This window comes from Yersinia sp. 2553 StPb PI (assembly GCF_052217105.1).
Classification (GTDB): Bacteria; Pseudomonadota; Gammaproteobacteria; order Enterobacterales; family Enterobacteriaceae; genus Yersinia; species Yersinia enterocolitica_E.
In genome coordinates, this window is record NZ_JAZGPX010000002.1 from 3,554,727 (window position 1) to 3,579,438 (window position 24,712).

The window sequence follows — 24,712 nt, forward strand, 5'->3', positions numbered from 1 at the left end:
CTCCATAATTGAGTTAACCCTGGACCAGACTGGCGATGGCTTGCTCTAACCGCGCCATTCCTTGTTTGATATCATCCAGCTCCACCACTAATGAAGGGGCTAACCGCAACACATTTGGCCCGGCATTGAGGACCATCAAGCCATTAGCCGCCGCAGCCATCAGCAACTCGCGCGCACGGCCATGGTATTGCGGCGTTAACTCGGCACCAATCAATAACCCCATGCCACGGATATCGTCAAACAGGTGATACTTGTTATTGATCTCTTGCAGCGCCTGCACAAACAGGCTGTGGCGCTGTTCAATACCATTAAGTACCTCAGGGGTATTAATCACATCCAGAGCAGCCTCAGCGACGGCACAGGCCAGAGGATTGCCCCCATAGGTGGTGCCGTGAGTTCCCACCGCCATTACCGACGCAATTTCTTCCGTGGTTAGCATCGCACTGATAGGGAAACCACCACCTAAGGCTTTCGCCGTGGTCAGAATATCTGGCGTCACACCATAATGCATATAGGTAAATAGCTTGCCGCTACGCCCCATACCGCTTTGTACTTCGTCAAATACCAGCAGCGCATCATGTTGATCACATAAAGCCCGCACCCCTTGTAGAAATTCAGGCGTCGCAGAGGTGATCCCCCCTTCTCCCTGAATGGGTTCGAGCACCACCGCACAAGTATGGTCATCCATAACGGCTTTCACCGCAGCCAGATCATTAAACGGCACATGGATGATATCGGCAGGTTTCGGGCCAAAACCATCGGAATACTTGGGCTGACCACCCACCGATACAGTAAATAAGGTGCGGCCATGGAAAGCATTATGGAAAGCAATGATTTTAGTCTTATAGGGGCTATGACGTTCAATGGCATAATGACGAGCCAGCTTAAAGGCCGCTTCATTTGCCTCGCCACCCGAGTTGGCAAAAAACACGCGATCCGCAAAGGTGGCATCAATCAGTTTTTGCGCCAAACGCAGTGCAGGCTCATTAGTGAAAACGTTACTGGTATGCCATAACGTCTCACCTTGCTGATGCAATGCCGCTACCAGCGCCGGGTGGCAATGCCCCAGAGCAGTAACCGCAATTCCACCAGCAAAATCAATATATTCCTTGCCTTGTTGATCCCACACTCGGCTGCCCTTCCCTTTTACCGGAATGAACTGTGCTGGTGCATAAACAGGCAAAATAACCTGATCGAATGTACTGCGAGTTACTGCTAACTTATCCGCCATTATACTGTCCACCCTGATATCCCCTTCGCACTTGAAGCTACAGGGTTGTTAGCTGCACGCATTATTCGGCCCATCCCTGGGCCTCACCTCTTCGAGGCCGCTGCAAGCAGCGTTCAAATCTGTTCCCGACAGATTTGTCACCTGAATCACTTGACTGTGTAAGCTCATCAGGATTCGTTTGCGGGCTGCCTATCTGCAACTCCAATTACTTTGGGTATAATCCATTGAGTTACCAATTATTGGTATATGAAAATATAATCACAAAATATGCATAAAAAATCACAATCAGGCAAACAAAAAAAACAATTAAATAATAAATACAACTCAACCAGCTAATTTTTAAGGAAATTATCTAATAATTGATGACCTTGCTCGCTGAGGATACTCTCAGGATGGAACTGCACCCCCTCCAATGACAAGGTGCGATGACGGATACCCATAATCTCATCCATCACTCCCTCATGTTCCGTCCAGGCGGTCAGTTCAAAACAGTCTGGCAATGAGTCGGTCGCAATCACCAAAGAGTGATAACGGGTCACGGTCAGCGGTTGGTTAAGCCCCCGAAAAACCCCCTGACCATTATGGCAAATAGCCGTGGTTTTACCGTGCATCACTTGCCGCGCTCGCACTACACGTGCGCCAAAAGCCTGCCCTAGTGCCTGATGCCCCAAGCAAACACCCAGTATCGGTAATTTTCCGGCAAAATGGTTGATGGCCGCTAAAGAAATTCCGGCCTCATTGGGCGTGCAAGGGCCAGGCGAAATCACCAAATGTGAGGGTGATAACTTTTCAATATCAGCAAGTTGTACCTCATCATTACGTTTAACCACCACCTCAGCCCCCAATTCACAAAAATACTGGTAGAGGTTGTAAGTAAACGAATCGTAATTATCGATCAATAGCAGCATTTCATATCCAAAAAATCAGGTTAACGCTTACGCCCACCGGTAATTGACCCCAAGACACCACGCAAAATTTGTCGCCCCAAGTCCCGCGCCATGCTCTTAGCTGCCGTCTGGACGATACCATCACGTTTGCCACCGCGCGGGCCGGTAGAACCAAACAGTAAATCATTCAGCCCATCCATCAAACCACCGCCCGCACTACCCTGCTGATCGGTTGACGGCTGAGAAGCCGCCCCCCCTCCGGGCGCTGCATCCCCCATGGTAGAGAATCCACCCGCAGATAATTTCTCATAAGCAGACTCGCGATCCACCCCTTCTTCATAACGACCATATAGTGGGGAATGATTGATGGCGTGATTACGCGCTGCCGCATCCAATGCGCCCATTTTTGATTGTGGCGCGATAACCATACCCCGCTCGACCACATTAGGCCGCCCTTTCTCATCAAGGAAAGAGATGAGAGCCTCGCCAACCCCCAATTCGGTAATCACCTGTTCGGCACTGAATGCCGGATTCGCGCGCATAGTCTGAGCTGCAGCTTTAACTGCTTTTTGATCCCGTGGGGTAAAGGCACGCAGAGCATGCTGTACCCGGTTGCCCAGTTGACCGAGGATTTTATCGGGAATATCTAATGGATTTTGCGTCACAAAATAGATGCCGACCCCTTTCGAGCGAATCAGCCGGACCACCTGTTCAACTTTATCCACCAGCGCCGTTGGCGCATCACTGAACAACAGATGGGCTTCATCAAAGAAAAACACCAGCTTAGGTTTATCAACATCACCCACTTCAGGAAGTTGCTCGAAAAGTTCAGCCAGCAACCACAACAGAAAAATCGCATACAGTTTGGGCTGATTAATTAACCGATCAGCCGCTAACAGATTGATAACTCCCTGCCCATGGCTGTCGATTTGCATTAAATCGTGAATATCCAGCATCGGCTCGCCAAAGAATTGATTGGCACCTTGCTCTTCCAAAGCCAGTAAACCACGCTGGATAGCACCAATTGAGGCCGGCGTGATGTTGCCGTATTGCGTACGGAACTGTTTCGCGTTGTCACCAACATATTGCACGATAGCCCGCAAGTCTTTCATATCAAGCAGCAGCAGGTTGTTGTCATCGGCAATTTTGAATACCAGTTGCAACACACCACTTTGCACGTCATTCAGATCAAGCAGACGACCTAGCAGCAGCGGGCCAAGATCGGAAATAGTGGCACGGATCGGATGACCCTTTTCAGCGAAGATATCCCACGGCACAATCGGGCAAGCTTGTGGCTGCCAATCCGTAACACCTATCGCTGCCAGTCGGGTTTGGAGTTTTTCCGAATCAACCCCTTCCGCCCCAATGCCAGATAAATCCCCTTTCACATCGGCGAGAAATACCGGCACACCAATACGGGAAAATTGCTCAGCCATTTTTTGCAGGGTGACTGTTTTACCCGTGCCGGTCGCGCCAGTAATCAAGCCATGACGGTTAGCCAGAGCCGATAAAATCACTAAATCCTGTGCCGGCGGCACCTTCGCGATAAGCAATGTTTCACTCATAAACCTTCACCCCATCACGTTTACGTTAGAGACAGATAATTGATTATAAGCACCCGATTCGGGCAAACGGATTAATTTATGACAGCAATGCGACTGTTACCCAAAGAACGTGGCGTTGCAGGTGGGCAGCAAGCAAAAGACAGCTTGGTTGTAAACCAGCCTTCGAGGTTTAACGTGAAGGCTGGTAACCAGCGATTAAGGTAAAACTTTCGCTGACAGGATAGTGATAGGTTTAACCGGCACATTCTGATACGGGCCGACATTTTCGGTCTGAACCTGGGAGATCTTCTCTACCACATCCATCCCTTTAACCACTTTACCGAACACCGCATAACCGAAGTCACGTTGGCCGTGGTCAAGGAAGGCATTGTCTGCCACATTCAGGAAAAACTGGCTGGTAGCACTGTCTTTATCAGCAGTACGGGCCATAGAGATGGTGCCACGCAGGTTGCGCAGGCCGTTATCCGCTTCATTTTTGATTGGTGTTTTAGCAGTTTTCTGTTTGAAGTCAGCAGTAAAACCACCACCTTGAACCATAAAACCAGGGATAACACGGTGAAAAATAGTGTTGTTGTAGTAGCCGTTGTTAACATAATCAACGAAGTTTTGTGTTGAAACCGGGGCCTTCTGGCTATTGAGTTCCAACTCAATATTCCCAACTGACGTCGTTAACAACACATGAGGCTCACCGGCAGCAAACGCTGCGGGGGCCACGGCGCTAAGGGAACAAAGTGCAATGAAGGTCACTAAAGTACGTTTAAACATTAACGGTTCCTTTCTGTAGGATGCGAACAACGGAAAAGCGCTTTGATTCTAGAGAGCTGACCCGCGCAATGCCACCCATTTACGGAATTTTACGTAACAGAATGCGCATTTAGGCTGAAAAGCTGCCTCTTCAGCAGTTAAACCACACCATGATGATTAATTAGCCAAATTAAACCATTCCCGCACTCCCAGGCAACAGTGGAATTCTGCTATAGGGATCACGTCTTGTTTATTTTCCTTTATCTTATCTGCCATTTTTGAGAGAAACATCTCATTTTGTTTTTGGTTAATCGCTAGTCTGCTTCCAAATGAGAGCGCTCTCATTTCTAATTAATCTATATGGAAGCCAAATGATGAAAACCTTTAAAATTGCCATTATCGGTGGCGGTAGTAGCTATACCCCGGAGTTGGTTGATGGGCTGATTCAGCGTATTGACCAGTTACCGGTCACTGAACTGGCACTGGCTGATGTCGAATTGGGCCGTCAAAAAGTGGAAATCATTGCTGCATTAACCCGAAGAATGCTGGACCGGCATGGGCTAGAGCATGTAAAAGTCAGCATTCACTTCTCACTGGATGACGCGATTGCCGGAGCCAGTTTTGTCCTGACACAGTTCCGTGTCGGCCAACTCCCTGCACGCGCCGCGGATGAACGTTTAGGGCTGAAATATAACCTGCTTGGGCAGGAAACTACCGGGGTTGGTGGGTTTGCCAAAGCTCTGCGTACCATTCCGGTGATGCTTGATATTGCCGCCAGAGTTGAGCGGTTAGCGCCGGATGCCTGGATCATTAACTTCACCAATCCAGCCGGTATCGTTACTGAAGCAGTGACACGTTATAGCAAAGCGAAAATCATCGGCTTGTGTAATGTCCCAATCAGCATGCACCATATGATTGCCAACTTGCTCCACGCACCTTATGAAGATATCCAACTGCGCTTTGCCGGGCTAAATCATATGGTGTGGGTGCATGAGGTGTTACAACGTGGCAAAGATGTTACCGCCGAGGTACTGGACATGTTGTGTGACGGGGCCTCACTAACCATGAACAACATTAAGGAAGCACCATGGCCGCCAGAGTTCCTGCGGGCAATGGGGGCGATTCCTTGTCCGTATCATCGCTATTTCTATCAGACTCAGGATATGTTGGCAGAAGAGATGGCCGCAGCAGCCGAGCGTGGCACCCGTGCGGAACAAGTTATGCAGGTAGAAAAAGAGCTGTTCGAGCTGTACGCTGATCCGCATTTGGACAGTAAACCAGAGCAACTCAGCTTCCGTGGCGGATCATTTTATTCTGAAGTTGCACTGGAACTTATTCGTGCCATTCATAATAATTTAGGTACGCAACTTGTTGTCAATACAACAAACCGGGGTGCAATTCGCGGTTTATCTGACGGCTCAGTAGTAGAAACTAACTGTATTGTTGATGCACAAGGTGCACACCCACTCACCTTCGGCCCATTACCTGTTGCTATGCATGGGTTGACCCAGCAAGTAAAAGCCTACGAGCGCCTGACTATTGAAGCTGCGGTTCACGGTGACCGTCGTAGTGCCTTGTTGGCGTTAGTGACTAACCCACTGATTGCTAACGCCAGCATTGCTCAGCCACTATTGGAGGAAGTTCTACAGGTAAATAAACCTTACTTGCCTCAGTTCACAGAACTGTGATGGTAAATTAACTATTGTTGCGGGTTCTGACTTTATACCCAACGCTATAGGCGTTATAGCCAGATAACCCGCACAAATCCCGATGAACTTGCGCAATCAAGCGATTCGGGTGACCAATCGGCAGATTTGAATGCTGATTGCTGCGGTCTGGAGTGAGTCACGAACGCCGCTAACCCCCTGCGGCCTCAATAGCCAAGGGTTACTTTTAGCCTAAACAGGAGCATGAAATGGTTACACTGGAAGACGTCGCGGTATTAGCCGGGGTTTCCCGCGCTACGGTTTCCCGCGTGGTCAACGGTGATACCAATGTCAAAACCCTGACCCGCGAAAAGGTTGAACAAGCGGTCGCGGTATTGGGTTACACCCCAAACCCTGCCGCACGTGCACTGGCTTCCAGCCAAAGTAATACCTTGGGGTTGGTGACAACCTCATATCGCGGTGGCTTTTTTGGCGCGTTGATGGACTTCGTACAAACCGAAACAGAATCACAGGGTAAGCAGTTATTGGTCACCCAAGGGCGGGATAATGCTGATAAAGAGTGGCAGGCAATTCAGCGCCTGTATAACTTACGCTGCGATGGTTTAATCCTCCATGTACGTTTTCTCAGTGACGAGAAACTGCAACAACTTGCAGCGGCAGGCCGGTCATTTGTGTTATTAGACAGGATGGTTCCCGGTCTTGAATCCCGCTGTGTGACCTTTGATCACCGGCATGCGAGTCAGATGGCGACTCAGGTACTTATCGATGCAGGCCACCGTCATATTGCCTGTATCAGTGGTTCTTCTCAGCGCTATTCCAGTGTGTTACGCCGTCAGGGTTTTTTGGATGCCATGCAACTCGCAGGTTTAGAACCTACCGCCTGTGTGGAAGGCGTTTACGATCTGGAAAGTGGCTATCAACGCGCGGACGAGATCTTAAAGCGGCCTCGCCTACCAACCGCTATCTATTGCTGTAACGAAGAAATGGCAATCGGCGCGCTGTTGGCTATTAATAAACACCATTTGCAGGTGCCACAGGACATTTCATTGATTTGCTATGACAGTGGCGAACGCGCTCCTTTTGTTAGTCCGGCATTAACCAGTCTGCATTTCCCGATTGTTGGAATGGCGCAATTCGCCACCCAGTGGTTGATTAATCCGCAGCTCCCCAGTGCCAGTTTCCCGCCAACAATTATTATGCGCGATTCTGTTATGCCACCGAAACAACTCCGCTAGTCAGCCCCGGTGGCAAGTTATCGCTCTTTCCTGCTTATCTCTCTTTTCGTTCATGAAGATAGCGAATGTTATTGGCGTTGCTGGCACAGAATAAACCTTATCAGAGGCTCATCACCCGCATCACTCACATGAATAAGTGATGCGACTGCGTGCCTAACACCCCTATTGCTTCACGTACCAAGGGTCGCTCTATTAAAACGTCACATTCAACTTTGCCCAAAGAGTTCGACCCGGCTCATTCAACGACGTATTAGCCGAGTACCCAAATCCACTATTACCGGCCAGATTGAGGTGCTCGCTGTACGCTTTATTCAGTAGATTATCGATACCAGTGCTGACTTTGACTTGTTTTGTAACCTTGTAAGCCACATTGGCAGACAGCACACCGAAGCCCGCACTATCAGCAAAGTCTTTACCTACCACATTCCCTTCGTTAATCGCGACCCGGTGCTGGCTGCTGACTAACCGCCATAATGCCGTGCTGCTCCAATCCCCTGCTTCAAACGTCAATCCTAACCGTGCTTCAAGGGGAGGGATTTGCGGCAACGGACGATGATTACTGGTATTTTTCCCCCAGGCATAAGCCAGGCTGGCGTCAGCTTTCCAATTGTCGTTAAAGGCATAGCCGGCCCCCATCTCACCCCCCATAATAGTTGCGTTGATATTATCTGCCTGACTGATGCGCAGATTGTTCGGGTCATACTTGAACAAAATGAAATCATTGACCCGACCAAGATAAGCAGAGACCCAACTGTTGAGCTGCTTACCATTGTATTGCGCGCCAATATCAAGTTGAGTGGTCTTTTCACTCTTCACCCCCTCAAAAGCACTGCTGGAGCCAACAGGCCCGAACGTCGGCGAAAATAGCTCCCAATAATCAGGAAAACGCTGCGTATGGCCCAAACCGGCGTACCACATCACCGGTAAGTCAGCCAGATTATGCTCAAAACGCATGAAACCGGCGGGGAGCGTTGCAGAGCGTGTCGGTTGAAAAGCACGGGCATAATTGGTGACTTCATGATGGTCAATGCGGGCACCGGTAATCAGTTTATCCTGATCGCTGGCACTCCAGGTCAGTTCGCTAAACAAGCCGTTGCTGGTAAAGCGAGCATCTTTATCCCAATGGCCTTGTTTATTTTTACGGTGCGTATTGGTTTGCAAATCAGTACCCGCCTCCAATTTCAGATCCCGCCACAACCAAGTGCCCATGACCCGGCCCCCCATCGTGCGCCGGTCCACATTACTGGACATCGCCATCATCGGTGGTGTGCGTAAGGTATTGTTATCCATAATGTGATTGGCATAATTGTAGTAGACTTTGGCTTCAATTTTATCCAACACGTCACCGATATTTGTTTTTTCAAAGCGTGCGCCCAGACTCTCGCGCAAGAACTGGGAACCGTCCATACCGCGCCCGGCATACCTTGCTTCACCGTCACCTTTACCCGCCGTTAGCTCGAGCAACGTATCGCTGTCTGGTGTCCAGCCCACGGCGATATCGGCATTCCATTTATCCCATTTCGAGGGCACCCGCGCCCCATTGCCATCTTTGTAATCACCAGCCTGAGACTGATTACCCATCATGCGCAAATAGCCTTGCTCGTTACCTAAACTGGTATCGAGATTTTTATCCCAGCGACCATTAGAGCCCACCAATAGACTGGCATTCCCTTTGATGCCCGCCTGGTCAAAGTGAGGGGGTTGCCGCTCAAACAAAATAGTACCGGCGGAAGCACCAGCCCCCCACAACACCGATTGTGGTCCCTTCACTACGGTCAGCAGGTCAAAACTCTCTGGTGAAATATAGGATGTGGGCGCGTCCATCCTTGATGGGCAGGCCCCCAGTGTTTCCCCACCATCTGTCAGAATTTTTATCCGTGAACCAAACATGCCACGGAACACCACATCCCCATTGGTACCCCCATTACGGATTTGCGAGAAACCGGGGATAGTTTTCAGATAGTCAGCCCCATCACTGGCGGGAACAGGTTGGCGCGGCGCTTTAGGCGAGGTCACGATAACCAGCGGCGAATGAAGAGGCGCGCTAACAGTTATGACATCAGCATCATTGAGTTTTTTATCACTGCTATCGTTGATGGTGTTATTCGCCACCGGATCATGAGTCATCAGATGATCATGCGTAGCGGCAACGGTATTTAAGGCAAATACCGAAAAAGCAGCGGTTACTGCGCATGCTAATAATGTTTTTTTATAGGTTTTACTCTTGCCAGACATAATTATTCCTTGGGCAATACAAATTACTCCGGTGAGTATTTATCCACACCAGAAAAATGGTTTTTATTTTTTATCGGATTATCAGGAATAAAAGGCAGGTGGTGCGCGTGGTTGGCTCTCTGAATAGGTATCTTGAATAATTAACCAATAGATAAATAACGGCGGAGGGATCTCGGCTAACAGTAGTGCAGAGCGAATATCCGCTTTGGAAGCTGTATTCAGTAGGGGCAAATGAGTCAGTAATACACAATAACCACAAGCTGCATGATCCATCATCATGCCATCATGACCGCCTCCGGCCTGTGCGGTATTGCTATGTTGGGCCGTTGCCTGGCTCTGTTGATGGTCAGCGTGATGCGCCATATCCATAGCACAATTGGCCTTAGCAGCACTCACACTCATCGTTGAGATGGTTTTTTGCTCATACGAAAGCGCCAGTGAAACTGAAACCACCGGAGCGATAAATAACATCAGGATCGCCGCTATCCCCAACCAGGCAGAAAAGCGCCTTCTTTGATAAAGAATTTGGCTCAACGGCAGCCTATCGCCGTTGGTGTTACATCGGTGTTCACGCTTCTCATCACGATAAATTCCTTTATATCGATGAAAAAAAGAAAGTAAGGCGGATTAATTATCTGTTTTATTAATAGTTTTATACCCAAGTTACTTTGAGATGCAGGTAGACGGCAACCGAGCAAATCCCCTGCAGCTTAGATAACTAAGTGACTGGGCTGAGCAAGGGCTGCCAACACCCCTGTATCTTGAAGGGCGACCGGTATATGAGTTTTTACTGATCTACAAGCGGGGCAAATCATACCTGAAGCAACCTTAACACGACCCACACTTTAATAGAATTAAGAATCTTTATCATTTGAGGCCGCATCGTAATCTGTGACGGCTCACTATTATTCGCAATTGCTTTTCAGTCATTACATTAAAAGTTGAATGTAAATCACAAAAACTCACTATGCCTGTGCTAGGATCCGCCGCCTTAGTGCTGAAAACCGGTTTGACCTCCTTTTAGCCCTATGTCCGTTTTTAGCAATTATCTGTCTTTAACTCTTTATTTATTTGATACTGACGCACAGGCCTATTTATGAATAACAGCAATCGCATTCGGCTCACTTGGATCAGTTACTTCTCTTACGCCCTTACTGGTGCGTTAGTTATTGTCACCGGGATGGTGATGGGGAATATCGCAGAGTATTTCAATCTGCCTATTGCCAGTATGAGTAACACATTTACTTTCCTTAACGCGGGTATTTTAATCTCCATCTTCCTCAATGCCTGGTTAATGGAAATCATTCCATTAAAACGCCAGTTGGTGTTTGGCTTTATTCTGATGTTGATTGCTATCGCCGGATTGATGGTTGGCCATAATCTAATGGTCTTCTCAATCAGCATGTTCATCCTCGGGGTGGTCAGCGGGATAACCATGTCGATTGGTACCTTCCTGATAACCCATATGTACGAGGGGCGTCAGCGCGGTTCACGCCTGCTGTTTACCGATTCGTTCTTCAGTATGGCTGGGATGATTTTCCCTGTCGCCGCCGCAATGCTGCTGGCACGCCATATCGAATGGTACTGGGTGTACGCTTGTATCGGCCTGCTGTATGTCGGTATTTTTGTGCTAACACTGTGCTCTGAGTTCCCAGTTCTGGGCCACAAAGCCGCTGATCAAAGCAAACCGGTCGCGAAAGAGAAATGGGGGGTTGGCGTGCTGTTCCTGTCGATTGCCGCATTGTGCTATATCCTTGGCCAACTTGGTTTTATCCAGTGGGTACCGGAATACGCTACCAAAACGTTCAATATGGATATCAGTCAGGCTGGCCAACTGGTCAGTAACTTCTGGATCTCTTATATGATTGGGATGTGGGTGTTCAGCTTTATCCTGCGCTTCTTTGACCTACAACGCATCGTAACTGTACTGGCGGCACTGGCAACACTGGCGATGTATCTGTTTGTCAGCACCGATAACCCACAATACCTGAGCTACTACATTCTGGCGTTGGGTTTTGTTTCCAGTGCAATTTACACCACACTGATTACTCTGGGTTCATTGCAAACCAAAGTCTCTTCGCCAAAACTGGTTAACTTCATCCTGACCTGCGGTACTGTCGGTACCATGCTGACCTTCGTGGTGACTGGCCCGATTGTCGCCAACAGTGGTGTTCATGCCGCGCTGGCAACAGCAAACGGCCTGTACCTGGCAGTGTTTGTGATGTGTCTGATTCTGGGCTTCTTCACCAAGCACCGCAGCCACGGCCATGTGACTGACTGATTTATCGGTTTTACTGCCCTGCCGCCATCACGGTTGCAGGGCAGCGCCTATTTAAAATTCACTACCTCTTCCTGCCCCAGATATATGCGGCTTTCGGCTGGCTGGGTTTTGGCAATCACCATTCCATGACGAATGGAATAGTGCACTGGCACCTGTCGCCGCACGGCATCGAACCCATTTTCTGCGGGCAGAATAATCAGGTTAGCGCTATTACCTGGCTGCAAGCCATAATCAGATAAATGCATTGTCCTGGCGCTGTGGGTGGTTATCAGATTCAGCCCATCGTTAATTTGGCTATACCCCATCAACTGACAAATATGTAGCCCCATATGCAGGACTTGCAGCATATTGGCAGTGCCTAGCGGGTACCACGGGTCGAATACATCGTCATGGCCGAAGCAGACATTAATTTCTGCCGCCAACATCTCTTTAACCCGCGTAATACCACGCCGTTTCGGATAAGTATCAAAGCGCCCTTGTAAATGAATATTCACTAATGGATTGGCGACAAAGTTGATACCGGACATTTTCAACAGACGAAATAGCCGGGAAGCATAAGCCCCATTATAGGAGTGCATTGCTGTGGTGTGGCTGGCGGTAACGCGCGCCCCCATATTTTCCCGGTGCGCCAAGGCCGCCACTGTTTCAACAAAACGTGACTGCTCATCATCAATTTCATCACAATGCACATCTACCAGCCGCTGATATTTCTGTGCTAAGGCGAAGGCGATATGCAGAGATTCAACACCATATTCGCGAGTGAATTCAAAATGAGGGATGGCCCCAACCACATCAGCTCCCAGTCGCAGCGCCTCTTCCAACAGCGCGGCACCGTCGGGATAAGAGAGAATCCCCTCTTGTGGGAAAGCGACAATCTGCATATCCACCCATGGGCTGACTTCTTCTTTTACCTCTAACATCGCACTGAGTGCCGTCAGACTAGGATCGGAAACATCCACATGGGTACGGACATGCTGAATACCATTGGCGATTTGCCACTTCAACGTCTGCCATGCCCGCTGTTTAACATCCTCGCGCGTGAGCAAGGCTTTGCGCTCTGCCCAGCGCTCAATCCCCTCAAACAGAGTACCTGACTGATTCCAGCTCGGTTGCCCGGCCGTTTGGGTGGTATCCAGATGGATATGTGGCTCAATAAAAGGCGGCAATGCCAACCCACCTTGCGCATCCAGCACCCCGGCGCCAACCGTCTGCTGTTCCGGCTGCGGGCTAATAGCACTGATTTTGCCCTCCGCGATAGTTATCTGCCAAAAGCCCGCTTGCCCGGCAAGCCGCACATTATTGATAGTGGTGAGTAAGTGATTTGGTAAGGATTGCGTTGTCATCGATGCCTCCATGATCCCTTTTATATTCTGGTCATAACCAAAAGCTATTTGCTTTAGCTTACCCGACCAACAGTATGCTGCCCGATTTTCTTTTCCCGTCATTTAAAATCTAAAACTGAAACCTTTCAGCTAAAGATGAATGAAATCCGCAACTTATCAAAAATCGTTAAAAATCATCCATCTACCACCTTAGAGGTATATGGAAAGCAAATTGATTTACATCAAGAAGTGCGGTGTAGGGAGGATTACTGTAAGCGTAGAAAATTAAAAATTGAGGCAAAAATGAGCAAAGTCAAACTTGCCATCATCGGCAACGGTATGGTCGGCCACCGCTTTATCGAAGACTTATTAGATAAAGCAGATAAAGACCAATTTGAGATAACCGTATTTTGCGAAGAACCGCGCATCGCTTATGACCGGGTACATCTTTCTTCTTACTTCTCCCACCACACTGCGGAAGAGTTATCACTGGTTCGTGAAGGCTTTTATGAAAAGCACGGTGTAAAAGTGCTGGTTGGCGAACGTGCCATCACTATTAATCGCACCGAGAAAGTGATCCATTCCAACAGTGGCCGTACGCTGTATTACGACAAGCTGATTATGGCAACCGGTTCTTACCCGTGGATCCCGCCGATTAAAGGCAGTGAAGGGCAAGATTGCTTTGTCTATCGCACCATTGAAGATCTGAATGCGATTGAGTCTTGTACTCGCCGTAGCAAACGTGGCGCGGTTATCGGCGGCGGGCTGTTAGGGTTGGAAGCCGCTGGTGCCCTGAAAAGCCTTGGCGTTGAAACCCATGTCATTGAGTTTGCACCGGTATTAATGGCCGAACAGCTTGATCCGATGGGGGGTGACCAACTACGCCAGAAGATTGAACGCATGGGGGTCAGAGTCCATACAGGTAAAAATACCCAAGAAATTATTCATTCAGGCCAAAACAGCCGCAAAACCATGCTGTTTGCCGATGGTAGCCAGTTAGAAGTAGATTTTATCGTCTTCTCCACCGGTATCCGCCCACAAGACAAACTGGCACACCAATGCGGCTTAGCCACCGCGCGCCGTGGCGGTATTGCTATCAATGATTATTGCCAAACCTCCGACCCTGATGTGTACGCCATTGGCGAATGTGCCTCATGGCAAGAGCGCACCTTTGGCTTAGTCGCGCCGGGCTATAAAATGGCGCAGGTCACCGCAGACCATCTACTTGGCCGCGAAAACGCCTTCCACGGTGCCGACATGAGTGCCAAACTGAAACTACTGGGCGTGGATGTCGGTGGGATTGGTGATGCTCATGGCCGCACTGAGGGTGCTCGTAGCTACGTTTATCTGGATGAAAGTAAAGAAATTTATAAACGTCTGGTGGTTAGCGCAGATAACAAAACCCTGTTAGGGGCAGTGCTGGTGGGTGATACCACCGATTATGGCAACTTGCTGCAACTGGCACTGAACAACATCGAATTACCAGAAAACCCGGACAGCCTGATTCTGCCGGCCCATGCGGGTAGCAAACCGGCAATGGGCGTGGACTCGCTACCGGACAGCGCGCAAATCTGTTCCTGTTTTGATGTGACTAAAGGCGACATCATTCAGGCTATCGGCCAGGGTTGCCACACCGTTGCCGCACTGAAATCCGCCACTAAAGCCGGTACCGGTTGTGGCGGTTGCATTCCGCTGGTCACCCAGGTACTGAATGCCGAACTGAGTAAGCAAGGCATTGAAGTTAACCATCATTTGTGTGAACACTTTGCCTATTCGCGCCAAGAGTTATATCACCTGATTCGGGTTGAAGGGATTAAGTCCTTCGATGCCTTGCTGGAGAAATACGGTAAAGGTTACGGTTGTGAAGTATGTAAGCCAACCGTAGGGTCACTGCTGGCATCGTGCTGGAATGAGTATATCTTAGAGCCGCAACACACGCCGTTGCAGGATACCAACGATAACTTCCTCGGTAATATTCAGAAAGATGGTACCTATTCGGTTATCCCTCGCTCACCGGGCGGGGAAATCACACCGGATGGCCTGTTAGCCATTGGCCGTATCGCCAAACACTATAATTTGTATACCAAACTGACCGGCTCTCAGCGGGTGGGGATGTTTGGCGCGCAAAAAGATGACCTGCCCGCTATCTGGGCGCAACTCATTGAAGCCGGTTTTGAAACCGGACACGCCTATGCCAAAGCCCTACGTATGGCAAAAACCTGCGTTGGCAGTACCTGGTGCCGCTTTGGTGTCGGCGACAGCGTCGGCTTTGGTGTGGCGCTGGAGCATCGTTACAAAGGCATTCGCACACCGCATAAAATGAAGTTTGGCGTATCCGGCTGTACCCGTGAATGTTCGGAAGCTCAGGGTAAAGATGTCGGAATTATCGCCACCGAAAATGGTTGGAACCTGTATGTCTGTGGTAACGGCGGTATGAAGCCACGTCATGCTGACCTGCTGGCAGCGGATCTGGATGAAGAGACCCTGATGCGCTACCTCGACCGCTTTATGATGTTCTACATCCGCACCGCCGATAAGCTGCAACGCACCTCCGTCTGGCTGGAAAGTCTGGAAGGCGGCATTAATTATCTGCGCGCCGTGATCCTCGACGACAAGTTAGCTATTAACGACCAGTTGGAAGCCGATATTGCCCGCCTACGCGACAAAGTGACCTGTGAATGGAAAGTGACGGTTGAGAACCCAGCAGCACAGGTTCGTTTTGCCCACTTCATTAACAGCCCGCTACGCGACCCGAATGTACAAGTGGTACCTGAACGTGAACAACATCGCCCAGCGCGCCCAGATGAGCGTATCCCAGTCCGGGTGTTGGAATTGGAGGATAACGTATGAGCCAGTGGATTCCACTTTGTCCATTAAACGATATTTTACCCGGTAGCGGCGTATGCGGCTTGATCGGTGAGCAGCATGTCGCGGTTTTCCGCCCTTATGCTGACGAACAACTCTTTGCCATTAGCAATATAGATCCCTTCGCACAGGCCAGTGTGTTATCACGCGGATTAATCGCGGAACATCAAGGTGATCTATGGGTGGCCAGTCCGCTGAAAAAGCAACACTTCCGCCTGCATGATGGTTTCTGTCTGGAAGATGAAAGTCGCTCAGTTGCCCATTATGACGTGCGAGTTCGCGACGGCATGGTGCAAGTCAAAGCGTGATAAATAACAGTTATCCGGTCAGTACCAGATAACCATAAAATAACTCTCGATCACAGGTATGAGTATGTATACAGATACGATCAACAAATGCGCCGCCAACGCGGCTCGCATCGTCAAGTTATCAAAAGAAAGCCCGTTGGGTTTCTGGATTGGCTCAGCAATGGCCGGTGCCTACGTCGGCCTTGGCATTATTCTGATTTTCACACTGGGTAACCTAATCGATCCTGCTTACCGCCCACTGGTAATGGGAGCCACCTTCGGCCTGGCGCTGACGTTGGTCATTATTGCGGGTTCCGAGTTGTTCACCGGTCACACCATGTTCCTGACTTTCGGTGTGAAGGCCGGCACCATCAAATCCAGCCAGATGTGGGCAGTATTGCCACAAACCTGGCTGGGAAATCTACTGGGTTCCGTTTTTGTGGCTCTGCTCTATTACTACGGTGGCGGTAACCTGCTGTCGGTGGATACCAGCTTGGTACACACCGCGGCATTAGCAAAAACCTCTGCGCCCGCTATGACCTTATTCTTCAAAGGTGTATTATGTAACTGGCTGGTTTGTCTGGCGATCTGGATGGCAATCCGTGTGGAGGGTGCCGCCAAATTTATCGCTATCTGGTGGTGTTTACTGGCCTTTATTGCCTCAGGCTACGAGCACTCTGTCGCCAACATGACACTGTTTGCCCTGTCTTGGTTTGGTAATCATAGCGAGGCCTACACCTTAAGTGGCATCGGTCACAACCTGTTGTGGGTAACCCTGGGTAATACCTTGTCAGGCGCAGTCTTTATGGGCCTTGGCTACTGGTATGCCACACCACGGGAAAACCGCCCGCAACCTGCGGCAGTTAACGCGCCGCAAGCTGTGAAACAGTAACGTACTGAGAATGTTGATTAAGGGGAAACGTGCCGTTGGAGCCATTCGGTGTAAACCATCGAAGCGCCACGGGGTATGGTCGCCCCTTCAATCACTGAACTTATCAATAGCCACTTCCGCCCCTAGACTGAAGGATTGCCGATGGACTACTTCCCGATTTTCTGCCAACTGCAACATAAAGCCTGCCTGTTGGTCGGCGGTGGTGAAGTTGCCGAACGCAAGGCTCGCTTGCTGCTGGATGCGGGTGCGGTAATTACCGTCAATGCCTGTGAGTTTACGCCACAGTTTCACCACTGGGCGGAACAGGGGCTGCTCACATTAGTCTGCGGCGAATTTGTACCGGATTTGTTGGCAGAGAAGTGGCTGGTGATTGCAGCAACTGATCAGGTGGCAGTCAACGCCTTGGTCTATCAGAGCGCCAATCTACAGCGGGTGTTCTGCAATGTGGTGGATGACCCGAAACGCACCAGCTTTATCATGCCGTCCATCATTGATCGCTCGCCGATTATGATAGCGATATCTTCCGGCGGTAAAGCCCCTGTATTGGCGCGCTTGCTGCGCGAAAAACTCGAGGCAATGTTGCCACAGCATTTGGGCCAATTGGCACAATTGGCGGGCAATTTGCGCCAGCGGGTGAAGCAACATTTTACCGCGATGGCCGATCGCCGCCGCTTTTGGGAAAAACTGCTTACTCACGACCGCCTGGCGCAATCATTGGCTAACGACGATCAGCGACAAATCGAACAACATATTGAGCATCTGTTCAATGCGCCGCTGAGTGATCGCGGTGAGGTGGTTCTGGTGGGTGCCGGGCCGGGAGATGCCGGTTTGCTGACGTTAAAAGGGTTACAGCAGATCCAACAAGCAGACGTGGTGGTGTATGACCGGTTGGTGTCTGATGAGGTGATGAATCTGGTACGGCGCGATGCCGAGCGGATTTTTGTCGGAAAAGAGTCCGGCTACCATTGCGTTCCGCAAGAAAGTATCAATCAGCTCCTATTGCAACAGGCACAGCAGGGTAAACGAGTGGTACGCTTGAAAGGTGGTGACCCGTTTATTTTTGGCCGTGGCGGCGAAGAGTTGGAAACACTGGCAGAAGCGGGGATTCCGTTCTCGGTAGTGCCGGGAATTACCGCAGCTTCCGGCTGCTCCGCCTACAGCGGGATACCCCTGACTCACCGTGATCATGCGCAAAGTGTGCGTTTGATTACCGGTCATGCCAAAAAAGACGCTCAATTAGATTGGGCCAATCTGGCGGCAGAGAAACAAACGCTGGTGTTTTATATGGGGTTATCCCAGGCGGGAGAAATTCAGCAGCAACTGATTCAACATGGGATGCCGGCTACCACGTCTGTGGCATTGGTGGAAAATGGCACCTCGCGGCATCAACGTGTAGTCAGCGGCGAACTGAGCCAATTGGGATTACTGTCCCAGCAGGTCAACAGCCCTAGCCTGATCATCGTCGGTAGCGTGGTCCGTTTACGTGAAAAACTGAATTGGTTCTCCAGTACTGATCACAGCAAAACAGCGGAACAGGTAGAAAAGGTGGGTTAGGAAACCTTGCTGATGAAGGGGGCAAACCCCCTTCATATTATTGAGTCTTACGGATGGGCGACAAAACCGATAGCGTCGTACACTTTAGCTAATGTCTGTTGCGCGCGAGCACGCGCCTTGGCAGCCCCTTCACGCATCACTTCCTGCAAGAAAGCCTCGTCTTCACGATAAGTGTGATAACGCGCCTGTAGCTCTGTCAGCATGCCCGAGACAGCATCCGCCACGGCACCTTTCAAATGACCATACATCTGGCCTTCAAACTGTGCTTCCAGCTCAGGAACTGACTGACCCGTCACACCTGACAAGATATCCAGCAAGTTAGAAACACCGGCTTTCTTTTCTACGTCATAACGGATAACTGCTGGCTCGTCTGAGTCCGTCACCGCGCGCTTAATCTTTTTAACCACCGATTTCGGATCTTCCAGCAGTTCAATGACGTTATTGCGATTGTCATCAGATTTAGACATCTTTTTGGTCGGGTCTAGCAAAGACATTACCCGCGCACCGGCTTTCGGAATAAACGGCTCAGGGATTTTGAAAATATCACCATACAACGCATTGAATCGACCAGCGATATCGCGGCTCAGCTCCAGATGTTGCTTCTGGTCTTCACCGACTGGCACCTGATTAGTTTGATAGAGCAAAATATCCGCCGCCATCAATACAGGATAATCAAACAAACCGGCATTAATGTTTTCAGCATAGCGGGCTGACTTATCTTTGAACTGAGTCATTCGGCTCAATTCACCAAAATAGGTATAGCAGTTCAGCGCCCAGCTTAGCTGAGAGTGTTCAGGCACATGGGACTGAACGAAAATCGTACTCTTTTTCGGATCGATACCGCAAGCCAGATACAGCGCCAACGTATCTAAGGTTCTTTTGCGTAACTGCGCCGGATCTTGACGGGCAGTAATGGCATGCAGATCAACGATGCAATAAATGCACTCATAATCATCCTGCATCTGTACCCACTGACGCAGCGCACCCATGTAATTGCCAATGGTCAATTCGCCGGACGGTTGCGCGCCGCTAAATACGATAGGCTTGATTGGTTTACTGGATACAGTGGTTAATTCAGTGGGTTTACTCATTTTATACATCCTGATCTTTTAAAGACGACAGCCCGATGGCGGGCAACAGATCGGCAAAATGCTCCAGCACGCAATCGGGGTGACTGGTGGCAATAGCTTCGCCGTAGTTATATCCATAGGTCAGCCCAATACAAGGGCAACCCGCGGCCTGCGCAGCCATAATGTCATTACGCGAATCGCCGACAAACAGCATTTCGCTGGCGCGAAGGCCAAGTTTAGCTAACAGTAAATAGAGCGGGGCCGGATGCGGTTTTTTCACTACCACATCGTCGCCACCAATAATTACTGAGAAATAATCTGCGATACCCAGTGATGCCAGCAAAGGAGCAACAAACGGCGTCGGCTTATTGGTAATCAGCCCCATCGGCAAACCATGGGCTGCCAGTTGAGCCAGCGTAGCTTTCACTTGCGGGAATAGCTGGCTCCCCTGTTCAACCGTTTTGGCATAATAGTGATCAAACAGCTCACGGGTATGTGTGACTGACTGAGCATCCGGCTCATGACCTGCCCAGCGTAACGCACGCTCGACCAAAATATCAGCACCATTGCCAATCCAGGTGGATACCAGTGCGTTACCGGCAACCGGTAAGCCTTGATGCTGCAACGCCATATCAATAGCACTGGCAAGGCCTGGTGCGCTATCAACCAATGTACCGTCCAGATCGAACGCCACACCACGGATAGTATCGAATTTAGTCATGAGCAGACATCGCCAGCTCACTGCGCATAGCATCAATCACCGCAGCATAATCCGGTTGGCTGAAAATAGCTGAACCCGCTACAAACATATCAGCACCAGCCGCCGCAATCTGGCGAATATTGTCGACTTTCACCCCGCCATCCACTTCCAGGCGAATGTCATAGCCACTGGCATCAATCAATTTACGTACCTGACGTAACTTATTCAGTGTTTCAGGAATAAATGACTGGCCGCCGAAACCGGGGTTAACTGACATCAACAAGATGACATCCAGCTTATCCATTACATAATCAAGATAACTCAGCGGCGTAGCAGGGTTAAACACCAAGCCCGCCTTGCAGCCATTCTCTTTGATCAGTTGTAAGGTACGGTCGACGTGTTCAGAGGCTTCGGGATGGAATGAAATATACGTGGCACCCGCTTTGGCAAAATCCGGGACGATACGGTCAACCGGTTTTACCATCAGATGCACATCAATCGGCGCGGTAATACCATAGTCACGCAGGGCCTGACACACCATCGGCCCGATGGTCAGATTAGGAACGTAATGATTGTCCATCACATCAAAATGCACAACATCAGCCCCGGCCGCGAGCACCTTGGCGGTATCTTCACCCAAACGGGCAAAATCGGCTGACAGAATAGATGGGGCAATTAAAAACTTTTTCATCCGCGTCTCCAAACGTATCTCTTTGTTCTATAAAACATCTTCCTGACAGATGGCGCATCTACGTCAGGGGTTCTATTTCATAAACCATTGGGTTTGAATCTTTACCGAGCGGCATTCCCGCTCAGCTATACAGCGCCAAAAGCTCGTTCACTTTACTACGACCAAGAATATTACGGCTGATAGTACGGCGCGCTTTCACCACATGCAGTGACGCCTGATGATACCAATTGCGCGTCAGCTCTGTATCGTGGTTAGAAATCAGAACTGGAATCTTGCTTTCGGCCGAAAGTTGATAAGCCAGACGAGCCAGATTCTGTTGATCCACAATGCCAAAGTTATTGGTGTGATATGCCGTAAAATTCGCCGTCGCTGACAATGGCGCATACGGAGGATCGCAATAAACTACCGCCCCATGCACTGCTTTTAAGAGAGTTTCCTGATAATGCTCACAAACGAATACCGCATTTTGCGATTTTTCAGCAAACCAATAAAGCTCTACCTCAGGGAAATAAGGTTTTTTATAACGACCAAAAGGCACATTGAATTCACCGCTCAAATTATAACGACACAGGCCGTTATAACAATGGCGATTCAGATAGAGAAATAATAATGCGCGGCGATAAGCATCAGTACTGGCGTTAAACTCTTGACGCAGTAGGTAAAACTGCTCGGATTTATTGAAGTCGCCCGTAAACAAAACACGGGCGTCACGCACAAAATCATCAGTGCGTTCCTTCACGATATTGTAGAGGTTGATAAGATCGCTGTTGATATCGGCCAGTATGTAAGACTCATACTCAGTGTTAAGAAACACCGAACCCGCACCGACGAATGGCTCTATCAAGCAGTCTCCCGCTGGAAGATGGCGTCGTATGTCATCAACCAGCGGATATTTCCCACCAGCCCATTTTAAAAAAGCGCGGTTTTTCTTCATGCCGTCAGTTAGCTACTTAATAATTCAGAGCCGCAGATTGTACTCTGTTTCAAACAGCACATCAGCGCACAAATAAGAATGATTTATTTTTTAAGGTCTTGCTGCACTTGTTGTACAGGTTTAACCCACGGTTTTTTCGCCTGAACATCGGCTGGTAGCGTCGTGATGGCCCTTTTTGCATCAGCAGAAGAGGGGTAGTTACCACTTACTAAAATATACCAAGGTTTACCATCACGTTTAGTTTCATAGACATGATAGTCAGTTAATTTTTGCTGTTTAGCATAGGCATTCAATGTGTCTGAGCGTGATGCGCTGCTCAGTTGTAACGTGAAATGGTTACCTGGTGCATTCTTTAAGGTACTACTGCTGCCAACGGAACCTGATTTGGTCACCGCAGATGCCGCTGGAGAAACCACGGTGGTCGGTTTTTTATGGTTGCTGGTTGGCAGCTTAGCTGCTGTCGTAGCTTGTTTCTGCGACGGGTGGGTAATGGTTTCACCCGTAGCCGGTGCCGGTGCTTTAGCCCCTTTTGAACCAGAAACCGTTGCAGGTGCCGTCGGCAAGGTGGATGTCTGACCGTCGTTCATATTCTGAGACAAGGTATCAACCTGCCCCTGAGTTTGAGAAAGTGCATCAGACATATTGCCTGGCAATTCAACACGCTGAGTCGGGCTGTTCGCCGAAGGCGGCACTGAAGCTTCAGTTGGCGTTGGCGAAATTGGCGGAGCACTAATATCCTGTGGCTGAGCCGAGTTCTTCACGCCATTGGCATCATGACCGTCGCTGGCATTGTTTGCTACACCGGGCTGAGTGTTATTGCCGCTAGTGAGTGAAGATGAATCAGACAGATTAATATTTCTCGCTGCATCAACATTCGGGTTTTGCTGGGATGCTTCATGCTCAGTCGGGGCTTTCAGGGCTGAACCGATGGCGATAATGATCAACAAAAGCACTAAAATGCCGATACCAATCATGATGTGTTGGCGTGAAACAGCAAGCTTAGGTCCGGCCGAGGACTTACGGGCACGTGTAGGACGACGGTCACTGCTATCTGGTTTCAGATCGTCTTCCGGCTTTAAATCATCCATCTAAACCCTCCAACTAGAGGCAAAAGCCCACCGCATTGATCACTGCGATCTGGCTGATTGATTTTACTGACTGCAAACAGGCTAAATCGCCCGTAGCAAAGGAATATGATGTTCTTATAGTACAACATCTTAGAACTTATGCGCATACCCTTCGTACTTGAAGCCGCAAAGGTACTAGCCACCCTCTCTTCCAAATCGCTAACTTGCGTCAGCTCAGCAGAATTATGAGCCTCACCAGGGATTACCCTGCGGGCCAGCACAAGTGTTGTTCAAAATGGTTTACAACCAATTTGCCTTTCCCTTGTTGCCTACAAGCTACTCCAATAACTATGGGTATCGAACATATAAATATCGGACTTATGCCATTTTTATAACTGGCAATCAGCTATCGATGCCAACACCGTGTCATGTGCAATACCGCTACGGATTTCTGATTTACCAATAGCCGTTGGCAGTACCAGACGAAGCTCGCCTGCCAGTACTTTTTTATCCCGCATCATATGCGGCAGATAAGACTCTGGTGTCATTTCCTGCGGCCCGCAGACCGGCAGACCGGCTCGTAACAGTAGTTGTTTGATACGCTCAACATCACTGGCTGAGAACTGACCTAATCGACGGGAGGTGTGTGCTGCCATCATCATTCCCGCAGCAACGGCTTCGCCGTGTAACCAGACGCCATAGCCCATTTCAGCCTCAATAGCATGACCATAAGTATGGCCCAAATTGAGTAATGCGCGCATACCGCTCTCTTCACGTTCATCGGCAGCAACAACATCGGCTTTTAATTCGCAGCAACGGCGGATGCAGTAAGCTAACGCTGACATATCCAGTGCGAGTAATGCATCGATATTATCTTCTAACCAATCAAAGAAAGCCGCATCAAGAATGATGCCATATTTGATAACTTCAGCCAGCCCGGAGGCAAGCTCACGCGAAGGGAGAGTGTTAAGGCAATTAAGGTCAACCACTACCGATGCTGGTTGATAGAACGCACCAATCATGTTCTTGCCCAGTGGATGATTTACTGCGGTTTTGCCACCGACAGAGGAATCCACCTGAGACAGTAAGGTAGTAGGAACTTGAATAAAGCGAACGCCGCGCTGATAGCAAGCCGCAGCAAAACCGGTCAGGTCGCCTACTACACCGCCACCTAAGGCAACAAGTGTAGTATCACGACCATGCGGTTTTTCCAGAAGGGCAGAAAATACCTGCTCCAGAACACTCAGAGATTTGTACTGCTCACCGTCAGGTAAAATCACCTGATCAACTTTAATGCCACTTTGTTCCAACACTGCCCGGAGCGAATCCAGATAGAGTGGAGCCAGCGTTTGGTTAGTTACCAGCATTACCTGGTCACCCGCCTTTAGTGGCGCAAAAGAGGCCGAATCATTGAACAATCCGGCAGCAATCGTAATGGGGTAACTACGTTCCCCTAACGTGACAGTAATCTTCTCCATGTCGCGC

General features: G+C 49.5%; 20 protein-coding genes. 7 read left to right on the forward strand and 13 right to left on the reverse strand.

All coding sequences use genetic code 11. The annotated features are described in order from the left end of the window. Window positions 1-13: 13 nt before the first annotated feature. The 4 genes from argD to ppiA form a co-directional block, all read right to left on the reverse strand. Window positions 14-1,231, reverse strand: a complete 1,218-nt coding sequence (gene argD, locus V2A84_RS17905) for a bifunctional acetylornithine/succinyldiaminopimelate transaminase (protein WP_083161190.1) — start codon at window positions 1,229-1,231, stop codon at window positions 14-16. A 332-nt stretch (window positions 1,232-1,563) separates the two neighbouring features. Further along, window positions 1,564-2,139 carry an aminodeoxychorismate synthase component II gene (locus V2A84_RS17910; protein ID WP_083161192.1) on the reverse strand — a complete coding sequence of 192 codons (576 nt, stop codon included), beginning with the start codon at window positions 2,137-2,139 and terminating at the stop codon, window positions 1,564-1,566. 20 nt (window positions 2,140-2,159) lie between these two features. Beyond that, the gene (locus V2A84_RS17915; protein ID WP_083161194.1) at window positions 2,160-3,683 is read right to left on the reverse strand and encodes a helicase HerA-like domain-containing protein; all 1,524 of its coding nucleotides are present in this window, start codon (window positions 3,681-3,683) and stop codon (window positions 2,160-2,162) included. 195 nt (window positions 3,684-3,878) lie between these two features. Then, window positions 3,879-4,448 carry a peptidylprolyl isomerase A gene (ppiA, locus tag V2A84_RS17920; RefSeq protein ID WP_083161196.1) on the reverse strand — a complete coding sequence of 190 codons (570 nt, stop codon included), beginning with the start codon at window positions 4,446-4,448 and terminating at the stop codon, window positions 3,879-3,881. Between the two features lie 353 nt (window positions 4,449-4,801). Here ppiA and V2A84_RS17925 point away from each other — a divergent pair, with 353 nt between their 5' ends. After that, on the forward strand, window positions 4,802-6,115 hold the full coding sequence (locus tag V2A84_RS17925; RefSeq protein WP_083163947.1) for a 6-phospho-beta-glucosidase: 1,314 nt from the start codon (window positions 4,802-4,804) through the stop codon (window positions 6,113-6,115). A gap of 227 nt (window positions 6,116-6,342) precedes the next feature. Then, a complete protein-coding gene (locus V2A84_RS17930) occupies window positions 6,343-7,329 on the forward strand; it encodes a LacI family DNA-binding transcriptional regulator (RefSeq protein ID WP_442849000.1) in 987 nt (328 codons plus the stop codon). A gap of 192 nt (window positions 7,330-7,521) precedes the next feature. On the opposite strand, the gene V2A84_RS17935 is transcribed toward V2A84_RS17930, so the two are convergent. After that, window positions 7,522-9,456: a TonB-dependent copper receptor gene (locus tag V2A84_RS17935; protein ID WP_442849141.1), complete on the reverse strand. Its 1,935-nt coding sequence runs from the start codon at window positions 9,454-9,456 to the stop codon at window positions 7,522-7,524. Between the two features lie 189 nt (window positions 9,457-9,645). Next, window positions 9,646-10,035 (reverse strand): DUF2946 domain-containing protein, encoded by a 390-nt coding sequence (locus V2A84_RS17940; RefSeq protein ID WP_372568500.1) that lies wholly within the window; start codon window positions 10,033-10,035, stop codon window positions 9,646-9,648. Between the two features lie 625 nt (window positions 10,036-10,660). On the opposite strand from V2A84_RS17940, the gene tsgA reads away from it, so the two are divergent. After that, on the forward strand, window positions 10,661-11,845 hold the full coding sequence (gene tsgA / locus V2A84_RS17945) for an MFS transporter TsgA (protein WP_050087416.1): 1,185 nt from the start codon (window positions 10,661-10,663) through the stop codon (window positions 11,843-11,845). A gap of 47 nt (window positions 11,846-11,892) precedes the next feature. Here tsgA and V2A84_RS17950 read toward each other — a convergent pair whose 3' ends face one another. Continuing rightward, on the reverse strand, window positions 11,893-13,188 hold the full coding sequence (locus V2A84_RS17950) for a cytosine deaminase (RefSeq protein WP_193784747.1): 1,296 nt from the start codon (window positions 13,186-13,188) through the stop codon (window positions 11,893-11,895). Between the two features lie 282 nt (window positions 13,189-13,470). On the opposite strand from V2A84_RS17950, the gene nirB reads away from it, so the two are divergent. The 4 genes from nirB (at window position 13,471) to cysG (ending at window position 18,765) form a co-directional block, all read left to right on the forward strand. Then, window positions 13,471-16,017 carry a nitrite reductase large subunit NirB gene (nirB, locus tag V2A84_RS17955; RefSeq protein WP_083161206.1) on the forward strand — a complete coding sequence of 849 codons (2,547 nt, stop codon included), beginning with the start codon at window positions 13,471-13,473 and terminating at the stop codon, window positions 16,015-16,017. Continuing rightward, window positions 16,014-16,340 (forward strand): nitrite reductase small subunit NirD, encoded by a 327-nt coding sequence (gene nirD / locus V2A84_RS17960; RefSeq protein WP_050087415.1) that lies wholly within the window; start codon window positions 16,014-16,016, stop codon window positions 16,338-16,340. Before nirB ends, nirD begins: the two co-directional genes overlap by 4 nt. 64 nt (window positions 16,341-16,404) lie before the next feature. Next, complete coding sequence (nirC, locus tag V2A84_RS17965; RefSeq protein WP_083161208.1) at window positions 16,405-17,211, forward strand: nitrite transporter NirC; 807 nt, start codon at window positions 16,405-16,407, stop codon at window positions 17,209-17,211. A 141-nt stretch (window positions 17,212-17,352) separates the two neighbouring features. Then, window positions 17,353-18,765 carry a siroheme synthase CysG gene (cysG, locus tag V2A84_RS17970; RefSeq protein ID WP_083161210.1) on the forward strand — a complete coding sequence of 471 codons (1,413 nt, stop codon included), beginning with the start codon at window positions 17,353-17,355 and terminating at the stop codon, window positions 18,763-18,765. A gap of 47 nt (window positions 18,766-18,812) precedes the next feature. Here cysG and trpS read toward each other — a convergent pair whose 3' ends face one another. From trpS to aroB, 6 genes are all read right to left on the reverse strand, one after another. After that, on the reverse strand, window positions 18,813-19,856 hold the full coding sequence (gene trpS / locus V2A84_RS17975; protein ID WP_083161212.1) for a tryptophan--tRNA ligase: 1,044 nt from the start codon (window positions 19,854-19,856) through the stop codon (window positions 18,813-18,815). Window position 19,857: 1 nt separating this feature from the next. Next, a complete protein-coding gene (locus V2A84_RS17980) occupies window positions 19,858-20,556 on the reverse strand; it encodes a phosphoglycolate phosphatase (protein WP_083161214.1) in 699 nt (232 codons plus the stop codon). Further along, window positions 20,549-21,226, reverse strand: coding sequence for a ribulose-phosphate 3-epimerase (gene rpe / locus V2A84_RS17985; RefSeq protein WP_042568757.1), 678 nt, complete (start codon window positions 21,224-21,226; stop codon window positions 20,549-20,551). The genes V2A84_RS17980 and rpe overlap by 8 nt, the downstream gene beginning before the upstream one ends. Before the next feature lie 121 nt (window positions 21,227-21,347). After that, window positions 21,348-22,160 (reverse strand): adenine-specific DNA-methyltransferase, encoded by an 813-nt coding sequence (gene dam, locus V2A84_RS17990; protein ID WP_083161216.1) that lies wholly within the window; start codon window positions 22,158-22,160, stop codon window positions 21,348-21,350. A gap of 83 nt (window positions 22,161-22,243) precedes the next feature. Beyond that, window positions 22,244-23,248, reverse strand: coding sequence for an SPOR domain-containing protein (locus V2A84_RS17995; protein ID WP_372568498.1), 1,005 nt, complete (start codon window positions 23,246-23,248; stop codon window positions 22,244-22,246). Between the two features lie 368 nt (window positions 23,249-23,616). Further along, window positions 23,617-24,705: a 3-dehydroquinate synthase gene (gene aroB / locus V2A84_RS18000; protein WP_083161222.1), complete on the reverse strand. Its 1,089-nt coding sequence runs from the start codon at window positions 24,703-24,705 to the stop codon at window positions 23,617-23,619. Window positions 24,706-24,712 lie beyond the last annotated feature (7 nt).